The sequence below is a fragment of the Burkholderia sp. Bp9015 genome (assembly GCF_003853505.1).
Lineage (GTDB): Bacteria > Pseudomonadota > Gammaproteobacteria > Burkholderiales > Burkholderiaceae > Burkholderia.
Genome location: NZ_QTPZ01000028.1, coordinates 24,920 through 42,936, shown reverse-complemented (window position 1 = coordinate 42,936; position 18,017 = coordinate 24,920). Strand labels below are relative to the sequence as shown.

At 69.6% G+C, this 18,017-nt stretch carries 13 protein-coding genes; 6 read left to right on the top strand and 7 right to left on the bottom strand.

Features of this window, described 5'->3' with window-relative positions; genetic code table 11:
- Nucleotides 1–6: 6 nt before the first annotated feature.
- Complete coding sequence (locus tag DIE12_RS26240; RefSeq protein ID WP_044847729.1) at nt 7–816, bottom strand: helix-turn-helix transcriptional regulator; 810 nt, start codon at nt 814–816, stop codon at nt 7–9.
- Between the two features lie 162 nt (nt 817–978).
- Between DIE12_RS26240 and DIE12_RS26235 the strand changes: the two genes are divergently transcribed.
- Entirely contained in the window at nt 979–1,731 is a 753-nt protein-coding gene (locus tag DIE12_RS26235; protein WP_124521565.1) for a class I SAM-dependent methyltransferase, read from the top strand.
- Nucleotides 1,732–1,878: 147 nt separating this feature from the next.
- Here DIE12_RS26235 and ppc read toward each other — a convergent pair whose 3' ends face one another.
- The gene (gene ppc, locus DIE12_RS26230; RefSeq protein WP_124521566.1) at nt 1,879–4,884 is read right to left on the bottom strand and encodes a phosphoenolpyruvate carboxylase; all 3,006 of its coding nucleotides are present in this window, start codon (nt 4,882–4,884) and stop codon (nt 1,879–1,881) included.
- 217 nt (nt 4,885–5,101) lie between these two features.
- On the opposite strand from ppc, the gene hemC reads away from it, so the two are divergent.
- From hemC to DIE12_RS26215, 3 genes are read left to right on the top strand one after another with little or no spacing between them, the layout of a single operon-like run.
- Nucleotides 5,102–6,088: a hydroxymethylbilane synthase gene (gene hemC, locus DIE12_RS26225; RefSeq protein WP_044847732.1), complete on the top strand. Its 987-nt coding sequence runs from the start codon at nt 5,102–5,104 to the stop codon at nt 6,086–6,088.
- Nucleotides 6,088–8,058 carry a fused uroporphyrinogen-III synthase HemD/membrane protein HemX gene (gene hemDX, locus DIE12_RS26220; RefSeq protein WP_124521567.1) on the top strand — a complete coding sequence of 657 codons (1,971 nt, stop codon included), beginning with the start codon at nt 6,088–6,090 and terminating at the stop codon, nt 8,056–8,058. Before hemC ends, hemDX begins: the two co-directional genes overlap by 1 nt.
- Before the next feature lie 2 nt (nt 8,059–8,060).
- On the top strand, nt 8,061–9,248 hold the full coding sequence (locus tag DIE12_RS26215; protein WP_124488443.1) for a heme biosynthesis protein HemY: 1,188 nt from the start codon (nt 8,061–8,063) through the stop codon (nt 9,246–9,248).
- Between the two features lie 165 nt (nt 9,249–9,413).
- Here DIE12_RS26215 and DIE12_RS26210 read toward each other — a convergent pair whose 3' ends face one another.
- The 3 genes from DIE12_RS26210 to DIE12_RS26200 all read right to left on the bottom strand — a co-directional run bounded on the left by DIE12_RS26210 (nt 9,414) and on the right by DIE12_RS26200 (nt 13,127).
- Nucleotides 9,414–10,718: an MFS transporter gene (locus DIE12_RS26210; protein WP_124521568.1), complete on the bottom strand. Its 1,305-nt coding sequence runs from the start codon at nt 10,716–10,718 to the stop codon at nt 9,414–9,416.
- Between the two features lie 134 nt (nt 10,719–10,852).
- A complete protein-coding gene (locus DIE12_RS26205; protein ID WP_044847736.1) occupies nt 10,853–11,611 on the bottom strand; it encodes an SDR family oxidoreductase in 759 nt (252 codons plus the stop codon).
- Between the two features lie 76 nt (nt 11,612–11,687).
- Complete coding sequence (locus tag DIE12_RS26200) at nt 11,688–13,127, bottom strand: aldehyde dehydrogenase family protein (RefSeq protein ID WP_124488441.1); 1,440 nt, start codon at nt 13,125–13,127, stop codon at nt 11,688–11,690.
- A gap of 273 nt (nt 13,128–13,400) precedes the next feature.
- On the opposite strand from DIE12_RS26200, the gene ppa reads away from it, so the two are divergent.
- Entirely contained in the window at nt 13,401–13,928 is a 528-nt protein-coding gene (gene ppa / locus DIE12_RS26195; RefSeq protein WP_011885693.1) for an inorganic diphosphatase, read from the top strand.
- A gap of 56 nt (nt 13,929–13,984) precedes the next feature.
- Here ppa and DIE12_RS26190 read toward each other — a convergent pair whose 3' ends face one another.
- Nucleotides 13,985–14,896 carry a GIY-YIG nuclease family protein gene (locus DIE12_RS26190; protein WP_124521570.1) on the bottom strand — a complete coding sequence of 304 codons (912 nt, stop codon included), beginning with the start codon at nt 14,894–14,896 and terminating at the stop codon, nt 13,985–13,987.
- A gap of 80 nt (nt 14,897–14,976) precedes the next feature.
- Complete coding sequence (locus DIE12_RS26185) at nt 14,977–16,155, bottom strand: GNAT family N-acetyltransferase (RefSeq protein ID WP_124521571.1); 1,179 nt, start codon at nt 16,153–16,155, stop codon at nt 14,977–14,979.
- Nucleotides 16,156–16,264: 109 nt separating this feature from the next.
- On the opposite strand from DIE12_RS26185, the gene DIE12_RS26180 reads away from it, so the two are divergent.
- Nucleotides 16,265–17,986 carry an NAD+ synthase gene (locus tag DIE12_RS26180; protein ID WP_124488438.1) on the top strand — a complete coding sequence of 574 codons (1,722 nt, stop codon included), beginning with the start codon at nt 16,265–16,267 and terminating at the stop codon, nt 17,984–17,986.
- Nucleotides 17,987–18,017: the final 31 nt, after the last annotated feature.

Below are 18,017 nucleotides of genomic sequence, written 5' to 3'. Positions count from 1 at the left end.
GCCGCGTCAATCGCGCACGAGCACGACCAGCTTCAGGTCCTCGCGGTGCGCGGGTTTCAGCGTGATCTGCTGGTACACGAGGCGGCCGTCGGCCGGATGGTCGAATTCGCGCAGGCCGCCTTCGCGCTCGAACACGTCCTGCGACGCCCAGTACTGCGCGAAGGCATCGCTGCCGGCCATCAGCGCGTCGATCAGCGCGCGGGTCGGCGCATCGGCGAGGTGGCGGATCGAGTCGGCGCGGAATTCGGCCGCGAGCCGGCGCGCGCGGGTTTCCCAGTCGACGATCAGCGTGCGCGCGGCCGGCGCCATGAACGTGAAGCGCAGCAGGTTGCGGTCGTGCTCGTCGTCGAGCCAGCCCGTGAATAGCGCGGCGGCCGGCGCGTTCCATGCGAGCGCGTTCCATTGCCGGTCGAGCACGTACGCCGGCGTGGCGATCGCGGCGACGGTGGCGGCGAGCGTCGGCGGCAAGTCGCCGGCCGCGACGTCGGGCTCGGCCGGATCGCGCTGTGCGGCCAGTTCGAACAGGTACGCGCGTTCGGCTTTCGACAACTGCAGTGCGACGGCGATCCGCGCGAGCGCGTCGGCCGACGCCGACACCGGGCGGCCCTGCTCGATCCACGTGTACCAGGTCGGGCTGACGCCGCACAGCTGCGCGACTTCCTCGCGCCGCAGCCCCGGCGTGCGGCGGCGCGGGCCGGGCGGCAGGCCGACGGCCTGCGGCGACAGCCGCTCGCGGTGTGCGCGGATGAATTCGCCGAGCGCGCGGGCGGGCGTCGCATCGAGGGGCGGGGTGGGGGCGGACGACGGCTGGTTCATGCGGAAACGGCTGAAAAGGGGCGCTGAGTGCGCGGCAAGGATCAGGCAGGTGTAACAAATACCAGAATAACTGCTTAACTTGTACTGGTACAAGCGCGGCCCTATTGTAGCGATTCGCGCGCTGACAGGCAGCGAGCACCCCACCCAAGGAAGGAGCGAACGATGAAACACCACGACCAGGTCGCCGACGCATTCGGCACGACGGCCGCCGCCTACCTGACGAGCACGGTCCACGCGACGGGTGCCGATCTGCAGGCGCTGGCCGACGCCGTGCGCGCGACGCCCGAAGCCGCGGTGCTCGATCTCGGCTGCGGCGCCGGCCACGCGAGCTTCGCGGTTGCTCCGCACGTGCGCGACGTGGTCGCGTACGATCTCGCCGCGCCGATGCTCGCGACCGTCGATGCCGCCGCGCGCGCGCGCGGGCTCGCGAACATCCGTACGCAGCAGGGCCCGGCCGAGCAACTGCCGTTCGACGGGGGCACCTTCGACTGGGTGGTCAGCCGGATGAGCGCGCACCACTGGCACGACGTGCGCGCGGCGCTTGCCGAGGTGCGCCGCGTGCTGAAGCCCGGCGGCCGCGTGCTGATGATCGACATCGCGGGCAACGACCATCCGCTGCTCGACACGTATCTGCAGGCCGCGGAAGTACTGCGCGATGCGTCGCACGTGCGCGACTACCGTGCCGACGAATGGCTCGCGATGTTCCGCGGCGCCGGGTTCGACGCGCACGTGCAGAGCCGCTGGCGCCTGCCGATCGAATTCGCTACGTGGGTCGAGCGGATCCGCACGCCGGCCGACAGCGTCGCGGGCATTCGTGCGCTGTGGGCGCATGCGCCCGACGAGGTGCACGGCTACTACGCGGTGCAGCCTGACGGCTCGTTCGAGCACGACGCGTTGCTGATCGACGCGCAATGAGCGCGAGGGACGGCACGGCGGCCGGTGCCGTCGCGCCGTTCGATGAAAAAAGCCGCGATACGCGTGGTCGCGTATCGCGGCTTTCGTTTTGCGGCTTTCGTTTCGCGATGACGGCGCGGCGCGGGGCAGGCCCGCACCGCGCTCGGATCAGCCCGTGTTGCGCAGGCCGGCCGCGATCCCGTTGATGGTCAGGTGAATCCCGCGGCGCAGCCGCGCGTTCGAGTCGCCCGCGCGGTGACGCTTGATCAGCTCGACCTGCAGGTGGTTCAGCGGATCGAGATACGGGAAGCGGTTCTTGATCGAGCGCGCGAGCAGCGGGTTGGTCGCGAGGCGGCCTTCGTGCCCGGTGATTTCCGCGAGCGCCTGCGACGTGCGCTCCCATTCCGCGACGATCCGCTCGAACACGTGCTTGCGCAGCTTGCGGTCGGCGACCAGCTGCGCGTAGCGCGACGCGACCGCGAGATCGGTCTTCGCGAGCACCATGTCCATGTTCGACAGCAGGTTCGCGAAGAACGGCCAGGTCTTGTTCATCTTCCTGAGCAGCGCGACGCGCTTCGCGCGCTCGGCCGCGTCCTGCGCGCCGTCGAGATACGCGCTCACCGCGCTGCCGAAGCCGTACCAGCCCGTCAGCAGCAGCCGGCACTGGCCCCACGAGAAGCCCCACGGGATCGCGCGGAGATCCTCGATCCTGCGGTTCTTCGGATCCTGCAGCTTGCGCGAGGCCGGGCGGCTGCCGATGTTCAGCTCGGCGATCTCGGTGATCGGCGTCGACGAGAAGAAGTAGTCGGTGAAGCCGGGCGTTTCATAGACGAGCGCGCGATACGACGCCATCGCGGCGTCGGACAGCGTCTGCATCGCGGCTTCGAACGCGGGCAGTTGCGCGGGCGCGTTCGATTGCGGCAGCAGCGACGCCTCGAGCGTCGCGGCGACCACCGTCTCGAGGTTGCGCCGGCCAATCTCGGGGTTCGCGAACTTGCTCGCGATCACCTCGCCCTGTTCGGTCAGGCGGATCTGGCCGTTCACGGTGCCCGGCGGCTGCGACAGGATCGCCTGGTAGGTCGGGCCGCCCCCGCGGCCGACCGTGCCGCCGCGGCCGTGGAACAGGCGCAGCGTGATCTTGCGTTCGCGGAACAGGTCGACGAGCGCGAGTTCCGCGCGATACAGCTCCCAGTTCGACGTGAGGAAGCCGCCGTCCTTGTTGCTGTCCGAGTAGCCGAGCATCACTTCCTGTTCGGCACCCTGGTGCGCGATCAGCGCGTCGATGCCCGGCAGTGCGAAGTATTCGCGCATGATGCGCGCGGCGTCGCGCAGGTCGGGAATCGTCTCGAACAGCGGAATCACCATCAGGCCGTTCTTCGCATGGTGGCCGAGCGTGCCTTCGAGCAGGCCCGTTTCCTTCTGCAGCAGCAGCACCTCGACGAGGTCGCTGACGGTTTCCGTGTGCGAGATGATGTAGTTGCGCACCGCACGCGCGCCGAATTGCGCGCGTACCTCGCGGGCTTTCTCGAACACGCCGAGCTCGCTCTGCGCGAGCGCCGAGTATTCGAGGTACTGCGAGCGCAGCGGGCGGGGATCGGCAAGCGCGGCCAGCAGCACGCGCAGCTTGTCTTCCTCGGCGAGCGCCGCGTAGTCGGCTTCGACGCCGGCGCGCGCGAACAGCTCGGCGACCACGGCTTCGTGGATGTCGGAGCTCTGGCGCAGGTCGATGCTCGCGAGATGGAAGCCGAACACTTCGGCCGCGCGCACGAGCGGCGCAAGGCGCGGTGCGGCGAGCGACGCGCCGTGATGTTCGTCGAGCGAGGCGGTCAGCACCTTCAGGTCGGCGACGAAGGCCTCGGAGTCGGCGTACGGCACCGCGCGCACCGGCGGCGCGCCGCGGCCGGCGCTGCGTACCGGCACCGTGCCTTCGCCGAGCCGCACGCGCGCGCTTGCGGCGAGCCGCGTGTAGATGCCGATCAGCGCACGGCGATACGGTTCGTCGACGCGATGCGGCGACTGGTCGGGCGACGCGGCCGCGAGCGCCTTCACCGCGTCGTTCGCGCCGACCAGCAGGTTCGATACCGACAGCTCGGCGCCGAGCTTGTGCACCTGTTCCAGATAGTGTTCGAGGATCACCGCGGATTGGCGGTTGATCGCTTCTTCGAGGGTCGGGGCGGTCACGTTCGGGTTGCCGTCGCGATCGCCGCCGATCCAGCTGCCCATCTGGAAGAACGCCGGTACACGCGCGGACAGGCCGTGCTCGGCGAGCGCGGCCTCGATGTCGCCGTACAGCGCGGGCAATTCGTCGAGGAACGTCGCGCGGTAGTACGACAGCGCGTTCTCGATCTCGTCGCCGACCGTCAGGCGCGCGTCGCGCAGCATGCGGGTCTGCCACAGCGCGGTCACGCGCGCGCGCAGCATCGATTCGTTGTACTGGCGCTCGCGCGCGGTCAGCTCCTGGTCGCGCTCGGCGAGCAGGCGCGCGATGTCGTGCTGCGCGTCGAGGATGCTCTTGCGCTGCACTTCGGTCGGGTGCGCGGTCAGCACCGGCACGATCAGCGCATCGTCGAAGAAGCGCTGCAGCAGGCGCTTCGACGCGTTGCCGGTCGTCTTCAGCTGCTCGAGCGCGTATGCGACGGTGCCGGGCTGCGGCGCGGAGCCGGCCAGCGCGTGGATGCGGCGGCGGCGGTTGTGGTGGCGGTCTTCCGCGATGTTCGCGAGGTGCGAGAAATAGCTGAACGCGCGCACGACGCTCACCGTCTGCTCAGGCGTCAGCTTGCGCAGCTTCTTCTCCAGCGTTTGCGCGGCCTCGCTGTCGTCCTCGCGGCGAAACTTCACCGCCGTCTGGCGAATGGTCTCGACGACGTCGAACACGGTGTCGCCTTCCTGTTCACGCACCACGTCGCCGAGCAGGCGGCCGAGGTAGCGGATGTCCTCGAACAGCGGACCGTCCTTGTCCTCGCGCGTGCGGGCGCCGGGCTTCGCCGCGCCGGCCTTGCGGGCGGCCGGGGCGGCGGATTTGATCGCGCGTTTTGTCTGACGTATCGGGTCTTTCGGTTTCGTTGCCGTTTTCGCACGGCCGTTCGCGGCGGTGGCGATGGTGCCCGTCGGGGCATCGGAGGAGGGCAGGGCAGCATTGCGGCGCGCCGTACGCGCCGATCCGGAAGACTTCACGATGGGTTTCCTTGGGAAAGCTCGAGTCAAAAGGGACTGCGGGGACTGCGGAAACTACGGGAACTGCGGTCAAGCAACCAGCTACGTGCGGCACATCCGCGCATCGGTGTCGCCGCCTGCGCCGAAGCGCGGCGGGCGCAGGCTCCGGGCCCGGGCGGGCCGGGGCGTGCGTGCTACCATTGTTCGATCTTCAATCCCGTCCTTCGATGTTCCAGCAATGAATTCCGAGACTCTTGCGGCACAAGCTCCCGCGACGCTGACGATCGCTTCGCGCGAGAGCCGCCTGGCGATGTGGCAAGCCGAACATGTGCGTGATGCGCTGCGCAAATTATATCCAGCTTGTGACGTGAAAATCCTCGGGATGACGACCCGTGGCGATCAGATTCTCGATCGCACGCTGTCGAAGGTCGGCGGCAAGGGCCTGTTCGTGAAGGAGCTGGAGAATGCGCTCGCCGACGGCCGTGCCGACCTCGCCGTGCATTCGCTGAAGGACGTGCCGATGGCGCTGCCCGACGGTTTCGCGCTGACCGCGATCATGGAGCGCGAGGATCCGCGCGACGCGTTCGTGTCGAACGACTACGCGTCGCTCGACGCGCTGCCGGCCGGCGCCGTCGTCGGCACGTCGAGCCTGCGCCGCGAGGCGATGCTGCGCGCGCGCTATCCGCACCTCGACGTGCTACCGCTGCGCGGCAACCTCGACACGCGCCTGTCGAAGCTCGATCGCGGCGATTACGCGGCGATCATCCTCGCGGCCGCGGGCCTGAAGCGTCTCGGCCTCGAAGCGCGGATCCGCGCGCTGATCGACGTCGAGGACAGCCCGCCGGCCGCCGGCCAGGGCGCGCTCGGCATTGAAATCGCCGCGCACCGCACGGACGTCGCCGGATGGCTCGCGCCGCTGCACGACCCGCAGACCGCGCTCGCGGTCGAGGCCGAGCGGATGGTGTCGCGCGCGCTCGGCGGCAGCTGCGAGGTGCCGCTTGCCGCGCACGCGGTGTGGCGCGCGGGCGAGCTGTACCTGACGGGCCGCGTGTCGACGACCGACGGCCGGCGCGTGCTGACCGCCGAGGAGTGCGGCGCAGTGATGACCGTCGCCGATGCGCTCGCGCTCGGCCGCGCGGTGTCCGACGAGCTCGAGGCGCAGGGTGCGCTCGACATCGTCAACGCACTGCTCGCCGGCTCGCAGGCCGGCAAGGGCGACGCCTGATGGCAGGCGGCGCGCGTGCGTTCACCGCCGTCCTGACGCGCCCCGACGGCCAGTCGGCCGCGCTGGTGGCCCAACTGGCCGAGGCCGGCTGCGACGTGCTCGAATTCCCGCTGATCGACATCGCGCCGGTCGACGATCCGGCGCCGCTCGATGCCGCGTTCGCGGCGCTCGCGGACTACGCGCTCGTGATCTTCGTATCGCCGAACGCGATCGACCGCGCACTCGCGCAGTACGGCGCGATCTGGCCGAATGCACTGCCGGTCGGCGTCGTCGGGCCCGGCAGCGTCGCGGCGCTCGAGCGCCACGGCATCGCGGCGCCCGCGCATCGCGTGATCGCGCCGCAGGCGCCCGCCGACGGCGGCGTCCCGCATTACGATTCGGAAAACCTGTTCGCGAGCATCGAGGCCGCGTTCGGCGGCGCGCAGGCGCTGGCGGGCAAGCGCGTGCTGATCGTGCGCGGCGACGGCGGGCGCGAATGGCTCGCCGAGCGGCTGCGCGAAGCCGGCGCGGACGTCACGCTGGTGGCCGCGTACCGGCGCGTCGTGCCCGAGCCGCGCGTCGGCGCGTGGGAGCGCGTGCATGCGCTGCTCGCCGGCGCGCCGCACGCGTGGCTCGTCACGAGCTCGGAGGGCGTGCGCAACCTGCACGAACTCGCGCGCACGCACCTGAACGACGCCGAGATCGAGGCGCTGAAGCACGCGCCGCTCGTGACGCCGCACCCGCGCATCGAGCAGACCGCGCGCGCACTGGGTTTTGATAGGATTACGCTGACCGGCGCGGGCGATGAGCGCATCGTCCGCGCGTTTCGAACGATGGCCGACGAGGCCGTCCAACCGGCGACAGCCGCACCGGTGACTAAACGCATGACAGATACCAACGATTCCAAAAGCGTCGCTTCCCAGCCGGCCGCTGCTTCCGCACCGCCGTCCCGTCCCGCCTATATGGCGTCCGAACCGCCTGCGCGCCGCGGCGGCAGCGCGGTGCTGTGGTTCGTCGTCGTCGTGCTCGGCTGCGCGGCGGGCGCCGGCGGCTATGCGCTGAACCGCAAGGTCGACCGGCTCGACGATTCGTTCGTCGCACGCCAGAAGGCGCTCGATGCGCAGACGGCCGAGATCCGCATGAAGACCGAGCAGGCGCTCGCGGGCACGCACCAGGTCGACACGCAGCTCGCGCAGCTCGACGGCAAGCTCGCCGACGCGCAGAGCGCGCAGCAGGCGCTGCAGCAGCAATACCAGGACCTGTCGCGCAACCGCGACGCGTGGATGCTCGAGGAAGTCGATCAGATGCTGTCGAGCGCGAGCCAGCAACTGCAGCTCACCGGCAACACGCAGCTCGCGCTGATCGCGCTGCAGAATGCCGACGCGCGACTCGCGACGTCGCAGAGCGCGCAGGCCGTCACGGTGCGCAAGGCGCTCGCGCAGGACATCGAGAAGCTGAAGGCCGCGCCGTCGGCCGACCTAACGGGCCTCGCGATCAAGCTCGACGACGCGATCGCGAAGATCGACGCGCTGCCGCTGTCGGGCGAGGCGACGGTTCCGCACGCGTCGCCGAAGGCCGCTCCGGCCGAGGCCGCGTCGCCGGTGGCAGCCGACACGCCGCGCTGGAAGGTGTGGTGGCATGACTTCTCGGCCGGCCTCGGCGAGCAGCTGAAGGGCCTCGTGCAGGTGCGCCGGATCGACAATGCCGACGCGATGCTCGCGTCGCCCGACCAGGGCTACTTCGTGCGCGAGAACGTGAAGCTGCGCCTGCTCACGGCGCGGCTGTCGCTGCTCGCGCGCAACGACGGCGCGATGAAGGCCGACCTGCACGCCGCGCAGGCGTCGCTCGGCAAGTATTTCGACCAGGCATCGAAGGACACGCAGACCGTCGAGGATCTGCTCAAGCAGGTCGACGGTGCATCGCTGACGGTTGCGGTGCCGAACCTGAACACGAGCCTGAACGCCGTTCAGCAGTTCAAGAGCCGGGGGTAACGATGACGCTTCGAGGAATCGTCTGGCTCGCGATCCTGTTCGCGATCGCCGCGGCACTCGCCACCGTCGGCCATTTCGACGCGGGGCAGGTGCTGCTCGTCTATCCGCCGTACCGGGTCGACGTGTCGCTGAACCTGTTCGTGATCTCCATCGTCGTGCTGTTCATCGTCGTGTACGCGCTGCTGCGCATCGTGCGCAACATCTGGCGCATGCCGCAGCGGGTCGCCGCGTATCGTGCGCGTTCGCGCAACGAGAAGGCGCAGGCGTCGCTGCGCGACGCGATCGCGAACCTGTACGCGGGCCGCTTCTCGCGCGCCGAGAAGGCTGCGCGCGACGCGCTCGCGGTCGATGCGAACCAGGGCGCCGCGAGTCTCGTCGGGGCCACCGCCGCGCACCGGATGCACGAGTACACGCGCCGCGACGACTGGCTGTCGAAGGTCGACGCGCCGGAATGGCAGGACGCACGGCTGCTCGCCGCGGCCGACATGCGCGCGGATGCGCGCGATGCCGACGGCGCGCTCGCCGCGCTGGCCGACCTGCAGGCGGGCGGCAAGCGCATCCATGCGCAGCAGGTCGCGCTGCGCGCGCAGCAGCAGTTGAAGAACTGGGCCGAGGTGCTGAAGCTCGCAAAGGCGCTCGAGAAACGCGAGGCGCTGCATCCGGCCGCGGCCGTGCGGCTGCGCCAGCAGGCGGCGGAGAACCTGCTGCGCGAACGCCGGCACGACCCGGACGCACTGCTCGAGGTGTGGCAGTCGCTGTCGCCGCTCGAGCGCCAGTCGCCACGCCTGGCCGATCTCGCGGCCGAGCTGCTGGTGACGCTCGAGCGCCGCACCGAAGCGCGCCGCATCGTCGAGGACGCGCTCGCGCACAACTGGGATGCGCGCCTGCTGCGCCGCTATCCGGACACGGCCGGCGGCGATGCGCTGCCGCTGATCCAGAAGGCCGAAGGCTGGAGGAAGGATCACCCGGACGATGCCGACCTGCTGTTCGCGCTCGGCCGTCTCTGCCAGCAGCAGCAGCTCTGGGGCAAGGCGCAGTCGTTCCTCGAAGCCGCGCTGAAGCAGGCCGACAACGAGGCGCTGAAGGTGCGTGCGCACCGTGCGCTCGCACGCCTGTTCGAGCACCTCGGCGAAACCGACAAGGCGGCGAAGCACTACCGCGAAAGCGCGCTCGCGATCACCGTGGTCTGACGCGGCGGCGCTCGCCCGCCGCGCGTAAAAAAGCCCCGAACGCCGGATGGCCTTCGGGGCTTCTCTTATGCGCTCTCGCCTCGCCGGACTGGACGCTACGCGCGGAGCCGGCGCGGCAAGTCGTTTTCGCCCGCGACGAACGGCATCGCGGCGCGCCGCGTCACGTCACTTGTCGACGAGCCGCTTCGGCACCGACAGCGCGAGCAGCCCGCCAAGCACGAGGAACCCGGCGAGCATGTACATGCCCGCGTCGTTGGCGCCCGTCGCCTGCTTGAGCCAGCCCATCATGTACGGGCTCAGGAAGCCCGCGAGGTTGCCGATCGAGTTGATCATCGCGATGCCCGCCGCGGCCGCCGCGCCGCCGAGGAACGCGGTCGGCAGGCTCCAGAACAGCGGCAGCGTCGTCAGGATGCCCATCGTCGCGAGCGTGAGGCCGAGCATCGCGAGCGCCGTCTGGTGCGCCCAGATCACCGACAGCACGAGCCCGAGCGCGCCGAACGCGGCCGGAATCGCCAGGTGCCAGCGTCGTTCGCGGCGCTTGTCCGCGCTGCGCGCGATCAGGATCATCGCGACCACCGCCGCCGCATACGGAACCGCCGACAGCAGCCCGATCATGAACGTGTCGGTCACGCCGGTCGCCTTGATGATCGTCGGCAGCCAGAAGCCGACGCCGTACAGCCCCATCACGAACGAGAAGTAGATGAGCGCCATCAGCCACACGCGCGGGCTCGCCATCACCGCGCCGAGCGGCAGGTCTTCCTTGGTCGCTTCCTCCGCGTCGACGTTGCGCGCGAGCAGCGCCTTTTCGTCGTCGGTGAGCCATTTGGCCTTCGCGATCCGGTCGTCGAGCGCGAAGAACACCAGCACGCCGGCCAGCACCGACGGGATCCCTTCGAGCAGGAACAGCCATTGCCAGCCGTGCCAGCCGCTCACGCCGTTGAACGCCTTCAGGATGAAGCCGGAGATCGGCCCGCCGATCACCCCGGACAAGGCGACTGCCGTCATGAAGAACGTCGTCATCCGGCCGCGCCGGTGCGCGGGATACCAGTAGGTGAGGTACAGGATCACGCCGGGGAAGAAGCCGGCCTCGGCGACGCCGAGCAGGAAGCGCATCACGTAGAACATCGCGGGCGTCGTGACGAACATCGTCAGGATCGAGATCACGCCCCACGTCGCCATGATGCGCGCGATCCAGACGCGCGCGCCGACCTTGTGCAGGATGATGTTGCTCGGCACTTCGAACAGGAAGTAGCCGAAGAAGAAGATCCCGGCGCCGAGCCCGTAGACGGTATCGCTGAGATTCAGGTCGCTCGCCATCTGCAGCTTCGCGAAGCCGACGTTCACGCGGTCGAGATACGCGACCACGTAGCACAGCAGCAGGAGCGGCGTGAGCCGCCAGGACACCTTGCGGTAGGTTGCTTCCTCGAATGCGCCGGACGAGCCCGGCAGCGACTGCGTCGATGTTGCCATGTTGTCTCCTGTCCTTTCTTGTGGTGGCCGGAGCCGGCGCGGCGGCGCCCGATCCGGTGTCGTGCGAAGCAATGACGATGCGTGGATGCGGCGCCGGCCGGCGCTGCCGGCGCGGCGCCATCACGGCCGTGCGGCTAGATGCAGCGCCCGCCGTCGACTTCGAGACAGACGCCGGTGATGAACTCGGCTTCGTCGGATGCGAGGTACAGGGCCGCGTTCGCGATGTCCTGCGGCGTCGAGAAGCGGCCGAGCGGAATCGTCGCGAGGAACCGGCGGCGATTCTCCGGCGTGTCCTCGCAGCCCATGAACTCGGTCATCAGGCCCGTCTCGCCGAGCACCGGGTTGATGCAGTTCACGCGAATCCGGTCGGCGCCGAGCTCGGCCGCGAGCGACTTGCTCGCGGTGATCATCGCGCCCTTCGTGCTGTTGTACCAGACGAGGCCCGGGCGCGGCCGCACGCCGGCCGTCGACGCGACGTTCACGAACACGCCGCCGCCCTGCGTGCGGAAATACGGAACGAAGGTCTGCACGCTCCAGAACAGGCTCTTCATGTTGACGGCGTACACGCGGTCGAACTCGGCTTCCGTCACGTCGAGCACCGGCTTGTTGCGATGGGTGGTGCCGGCGTTGTTCACGACGATCTGCACCGAATGGAAATCGTCGAGCGCGGCCTGCAGCAGCGCGCGCCAGTCGGCGTCCTTCGACACGTCGCCCGCGACCGCGATCGCCTTGCCGCCCGCCAGCGCGATCTCGCTCGCGACGCGCTCGGCCGCCGCACCGTTCAGGTCGTTGACGACGACGTTCGCGCCTTCGCGCGCATAGGTCTTCGCGATGCCTTCGCCGAAGCCCGAACCGCCGCCCGTGACGAGGGCCGTCTTGCCGCTCAACCGCATGGTGTGTCTCCTGTGCTGGATGCGTGCAGGGTGCTGCGGGACACGGCCGGTCCGTTGCCGGCCGCGTTCGTCTGGTTCAGCCGTGCCGGATCGCGATCGTCTTCAGCGTCGTGAAACCGTACAGCGCCTCGAAGCCTTTCTCGCGGCCATGGCCCGAGTGGCCGACGCCGCCGAACGGCAACTCGACGCCGCCGCCCGCGCCGTAGTTGTTGATGAACACCTGGCCGGCGCGCAGGCGGCGCGCGAGACGCAGCTGGCGTGCACCGTCGCGGGTCCAGATGCCCGCGACGAGGCCGTACGGCGTGCCGTTCGCGAGTGCGACCGCTTCGTCTTCGTCGACGAAGCGCATCGCGGCGAGCACCGGGCCGAACACTTCCTCCTGCGCGAGCCGGTGCGACGCCGGCACGTCGCGCAGCAGCGCGGGCGCCTGGTAGAAGCCGCTTTCGGGCGCGTCGGCGACGACCTGGCCGTGCCCGGCCATCGGAATGCCGTCGTGCTGCGCGTCGGACAGGAAATCCCACACGCGCTGCTGCTGCTTCGCGTTGATCAGCGGGCCACAGTCGAGATCGGCGCGGCTCGGGCCGACCCGCAGCCCGTTGAACGCGGTGGCGAGCCGTTCGACGAGCGGCTCGTAGACCGCGCGCTCGATCAGCACGCGGCTGCCGGCCGAGCAGGTCTGCCCGCCGTTCTGCACGATCGCCGACACGAGCACGGGCAGCGCCGCGTCGAGATCGGCGTCGGCGAACACGATCTGCGGCGACTTGCCGCCGAGTTCGAGCGTGACGGGCACGTGGTTCTCGGCGGCCATCTGCGTGACCAGCTTGCCGGTCGCGGGCGAGCCGGTGAACGAGATGTGGTCGATGCCGGGATGGCGCGCGAGTGCCGCGCCCGCTTCATGGCCGTAGCCGGTGACGATGTTCAGCGCACCGGCCGGCAGCCCGGCTTCGGCGGCGAGTTCGGCCACGCGCAGCACCGACAGGCACGCATCCTCGGCCGGTTTCACGACGCATGCGTTGCCGGCCGCGAGCGCCGCGCCGACGCTGCGCCCGAAGATTTGCATCGGGTAGTTCCACGGCACGATGTGGCCGGTGACGCCGTGCGGCTCGCGCACCGTCAGTACCGTGTAGCCGGCCTGATAGGGGAGGGTTTCGCCGTGCAGCTTGTCGGCGGCGCCCGCGTAGAACTCGAAGTAGCGGGCGAGCGCGGCGGCGTCGGCACGCGCCTGCTTCAGCGGCTTGCCGGTGTCGCGTGCCTCGATCGCGGCCAGTTCCTCGAGATGGTCGGCGACGCGCGCGGACAGCCGCATCAGCACGCGGCCGCGCTCGGCGGCGCTGGCCGCGCCCCACGGGCCCGCGAACGCGTCGCGGGCGGCGGCGACCGCGCGTTCGATGTCGGGCGCGGTGCCGCGCGCGATCGTCGCGAACGGCTGGCCGTCGGACGGGTCGACGACCGGAATCGTCTCCAGTTGCGCGGGCAACGTCCATTCGCCTGCGATGAAGTGCTTCGCTTCTTCCATGCGTGCTCCTGTCGACCCGAGTTGGCGCTTTAGCGCCTACTCGGGTCCCATGCTTCGCGGTCGACCCGGCTTGGCGTTTCAGCCCGTGCTCGGCTTCCATGCAACATCACCCGGGGTTCGATGGCCGGACATCCGGAACGATTATCGCGCCGATCGTCATCCGGACGCCACCGGTCGATTGGCTATAATGGCGCATTCCCTGCGGGGACGCCCGCGGCGGTGCAACGGCCGCGGCGCCCCTGTCCCGAATTCCATCGACCAACAGAGAGCGCTATGAGCTTCAATCATGTTCCGGCCGGCAAGGACCTGCCGCACGATTTCAACGTGATCATCGAGATCCCCGCGCAAAGCGATCCGGTGAAGTACGAGGCGGACAAGGAGCTGGGTCTCCTCGTCGTCGACCGCTTCATCGGTACCGGCATGCGCTATCCGGTGAACTACGGCTACATCCCGCAGACGCTGTCGGGCGACGGCGATCCGGTCGACGTGCTGGTGATCACGCCGTTCCCGCTGCTGGCCGGCTCGATCGTGCGTTCGCGCGTGCTCGGCATGCTGCAGATGACCGACGAGTCGGGCGTCGACGCGAAGCTGGTTGCGGTGCCGCACGACAAGGTCTGCCCGATGACGGCGAACCTGAAGTCGATCGACGACGTGCCCGAGTACCTGAAGGACCAGATCAAGCACTTCTTCGAGCAATACAAGGCGCTCGAGAAGGGCAAGTGGGTGAAGGTCGAAGGCTGGGCCGGCATCGACGCCGCGCACAAGGAAATCGCCGACGGCGCCGCGAACTACAAGAAGTAAGCCGGCTGGCCGGCCTCGCGGCCGGTTCGTTCGGAACGCAAACCGCGCGTGTCTCCTCAGGAGGCCGCGCGGTTTTGTTTTGTGCGCGGTTTGGCGCCGGTGGTGGTGCTCTTTCGCGTGCGGGCGGGCGCGGGCTGGGAGCCGGCGTTCGGCGAGGTTTTCGTACGCTTCGCTCGCGTTGAGTCGGTTGAGCGAATTGCGCCCGTTGCGCCGCGCTCGGTGGTGGCCGGAGCAGCGGCTTCGACGGCTTCGGTTCTGGCCTTTCCGGCCGCCGACGTACCGCGGCGCCCCGGCGATGTCGAAGCGCTGCCGGCGCGTGCCTTCGCGACGGACTTGCCGCCGGCGGCCGGCGCTTTCCGTTTCGGCGTCGAGTTGACGGCAGGCTCGTCCTGCTTTGCCGCCGTGCTGCGCGACGAGGCCTTTTTTGCTTCGGCGGCGTCGCCGTTCGTCGCGCGCTTGCTGGCTGGAGCTGCTTTCGTCTTCGCACGAGCCTGCGCGCTTTGCCCGGACTTCGAGGTCTTGCCGGACCGCGATGCTTTCCCGTCACTACCGGCCTTCGCGGCTTTCTTCACGGGTTGTTCCGTTTCGGCCGCCTGCATCGTGATTTCGGCGGGCTGCGGCGCCTTCTTCACTTTCTTCCGCCGCCGCGTGCCGGCCTTCAAACCGTCCGCATCGACTTCCCCGTCGATCGTCACCACAGCCGGCAGCACCGATTCCAGCGTCCGCAATCCTGCCGCCAGTTCGCGCTTCTGCGCGGCGGTCAGCCGCTTCACCCAGTACTCGGCGCGCGACGCGATCGAGCGGTCGGGCAGCGGGAACGACGCGAGCACCGCGCGCGGCTTGCGCGAGCGCGTATAGCGCGCGCCCTTGCCGGATGCGTGCTCGTCGAAGCGCGCAGCGACGTCGGTCGTGATGCCGGTGTAGACGCTGTCGTCGGCACACTCGATCAGATACAGAAACCAGGACATGGGCAGGCGGCGGGATGCGAAGCCGTCAGTGTCTCAGAATTGGCGCGTGCCGCCGCAAGCGACATGATTCGCGCCCGCCGTCACGGCCCTCGCCGGAACGGATCGTGCTCGCGCAGCTCGTCGACGTACGCGTGGATATGCTCGGTCTCGCGTTCGAGAAAGCGCGCGACCGCATCGGAGAACGCCGGGTGCGCGAGCCAGTGCGCGGAATGCGTGACGGTCGGCAGGAAGCCGCGCGCGAGCTTGTGCTCGCCCTGCGCGCCGCCCTCGAACGTGTCGAGCCCGGCCTCGATGCAGAATTCGAGCAACTGGTAGTAGGCCGTTTCGAAATGCAGGCAGGGCACGTGTTCGAGCGCGCCCCAGTAGCGGCCGTACAGCGTGCCGCCGCGGCCGTGCGCGCCGCGCCGGTAGACGGCGAGCGAGCTCGCGATCGGTTTGCCGTCGGCTTCGGCGATCACGAGCAGCAGGTTCTCCGGCATCGTCGCGCCGATCGCGCGGAAGAAGTCGAGATTCAGGTAGGGGCTCGAATAGTGCTCGCGATAGGTCTGCCGGTAGCAGCGCGAGAAGAAGCGCCAGTCGGCGTCGGTGATCTGCTCGCCGGCGAGCCGTCGGAACGTGACGCCGGCATCGCGCACCTTGCGACGTTCCGCGCGGATGTTCTTGCGCTTCTTCTGCTCGAGCGTGCCGAGGAAGTCGTCGAAGTCGCGGTAGCCGTCGTTGAGCCAGTGGAACTGCACGCCTTCGCGCAGCATCATCCCCATCGACTCGAGCAGCCGCGCCTCGTCGCCGGTCGGGAACAGCACGTGCAGCGACGACACGTCGCTTTGCTCGGCGAACGCGAGCAGTGTGGCCGCGAGCCGGCGGCGCGCGTCGTCGTCGGCCGCGAGCAGGCGCGTGCCCTGCACGGGCGTGAACGGCACCGCGCACAGCAGCTTCGGGTAGTAGGACAGCCCGTTGCGCTGGTACGCGTCGGCCCACGCCCAGTCGAACACGTATTCGCCGTACGAATGCTGTTTCGCATAGACGGGCGCGGCCGCCGCGAGCCGGCCGGTGCGCGCGTCGGTCAGCGTGACGAAGTGCGGCGACCAGCCGGTGTCGTCGACCGCGCAGCGCGCGACGTGCAGCGCGTCGAGGAATTCGTGGCGCAGGAACGGCGTCGGCTGCGCGTCGCGCTCGAGCAGCGCGTTCCATTCGTCGGCCGGCACCTCCGCGGGGGACGACAGGATGCCCGTGCGATAATCGATGCGTTCGTGTTTCAAGCGTGAATCCGTACAGTTGGATGCCGCCGGATGCGTGCCGCCGTGGCCCGCTTCCGAGGCGTTTTCGTCAGCCGTTCAGGGCGCGCCGCCGGGCTGCGCCGATCCCGTCATGAAGACCCGACTCGCTCTCGCCCAGATCAACGTCACCGTCGGCGATTTCGCCGGCAACGTCGCACGGATCGTCGCGGCCGCCCGCGCCGCGCACAACGATGGTGCGCGCCTGATGATCGCGCCCGAACTCGCGCTGTCCGGCTATCCGCCGGAAGACCTGCTGCTGCGGCCCGCGTTCTACACGGCGGCGGCGGCCGCGCTCGACGCGCTCGCCGATGCGCTGCGTGCGTTCGACGGGCTCGCGGTGCTGGTCGGCCATCCGTTGCGGAGCGCGGGCGGCGGTCCGTCGGGCGGCGCTCCGCACGCGCCAGCCGTCGATGGTAATGCAAACCGCCCGATCGAGCGCGGCGTGCCGCCGGCCGACACCTACAACGCGGTGTCGCTGATCGTCGGCGGCGAGATCGTCGGCACCTACCGCAAGCAGGATCTGCCGAACGCCGACGTGTTCGACGAGAAGCGCTACTTCGCGACCGACACCGAGCCGCTCGTGTTCGAGCTCGACGGCGTCAGATACGGCGTGATCATCTGCGAGGACGCATGGCATGCGTCGGCCGCGCAGATCGCGAAGGCCGCCGGCGCGCAGGTGCTGCTGATCCCGAACGGTTCGCCGTACCACATGAACAAGGAAGCGCTGCGCATCGACATCCTGCGCGCGCGGATCCGCGAAACCGGGCTGCCGATGGTGTACGTGAACCTCGTCGGCGGCCAGGACGAGCTCGTGTTCGACGGCGGCTCGTTCGTGCTCGACGGCGAGGGCGCGCTCGTCGCGAAGATGCCGCAGTTCGACGAAGGGCACGCGATCGTCGAGTTCGACGGCGCGCGCCCGCTGCCGGGTGCGATCGCGCCCGAGCTGCCGGTCGACGCGCAGGTCTATCGCGCGCTCGTGACCGGCGTGCGCGACTACATCGGCAAGAACGGTTTCCCCGGCGTGCTGATCGGGCTGTCGGGCGGCGTCGATTCGGCGCTGGTGCTCGCGGTCGCCTGCGACGCGCTCGGGCCCGAGCGCGTGCGCGCGGTGATGATGCCGTCGCGCTACACGGCCGACATCTCGACCACCGACGCGGCGGAGATGGCGCGGCGCGTCGGCGTGCGCTATGACGAGATCGCGATCGCGCCGATGTTCGACGCGTTCCGCGCGGCGCTCGCGGGCGAATTCGCGGGCCGCGCGGAGGACGCGACGGAAGAGAACATCCAGGCGCGCATCCGCGGCACGCTGCTGATGGCGCTGTCGAACAAGTTCGGCTCGATCGTGCTGACGACCGGCAACAAGAGCGAGATGGCGGTCGGCTACTGCACGCTGTACGGCGACATGGCCGGCGGCTTCGCGGTGATCAAGGACATCGCGAAGACGCTGGTCTACCGGCTGTGCCGCTATCGCAACGCCACTGCGGACTACGGGCTGCGCGACGTGATCCCCGAGCGGATCCTGACGCGCGCGCCGTCGGCCGAGTTGCGCGAGAACCAGACGGACCAGGACAGCCTGCCGCCGTATGACGTGCTCGACGCGATCATGCGGATGTACATGGAGGAGGACCGGCCGCTCGCGGAGATCGTCGCGGCCGGCTATGCGGAGGCCGACGTCGCGCGCGTGACGCGGCTCATCAAGATCAACGAATACAAGCGCCGCCAGGCGCCGATCGGCATTCGCGTCACGCATCGCGCGTTCGGACGCGACTGGCGCTATCCGATCACGTCACGCTTTACCGAACGTCTCGACTGAGCCGCGCCGCGCTGTGCGCGGCCGGCCGGCT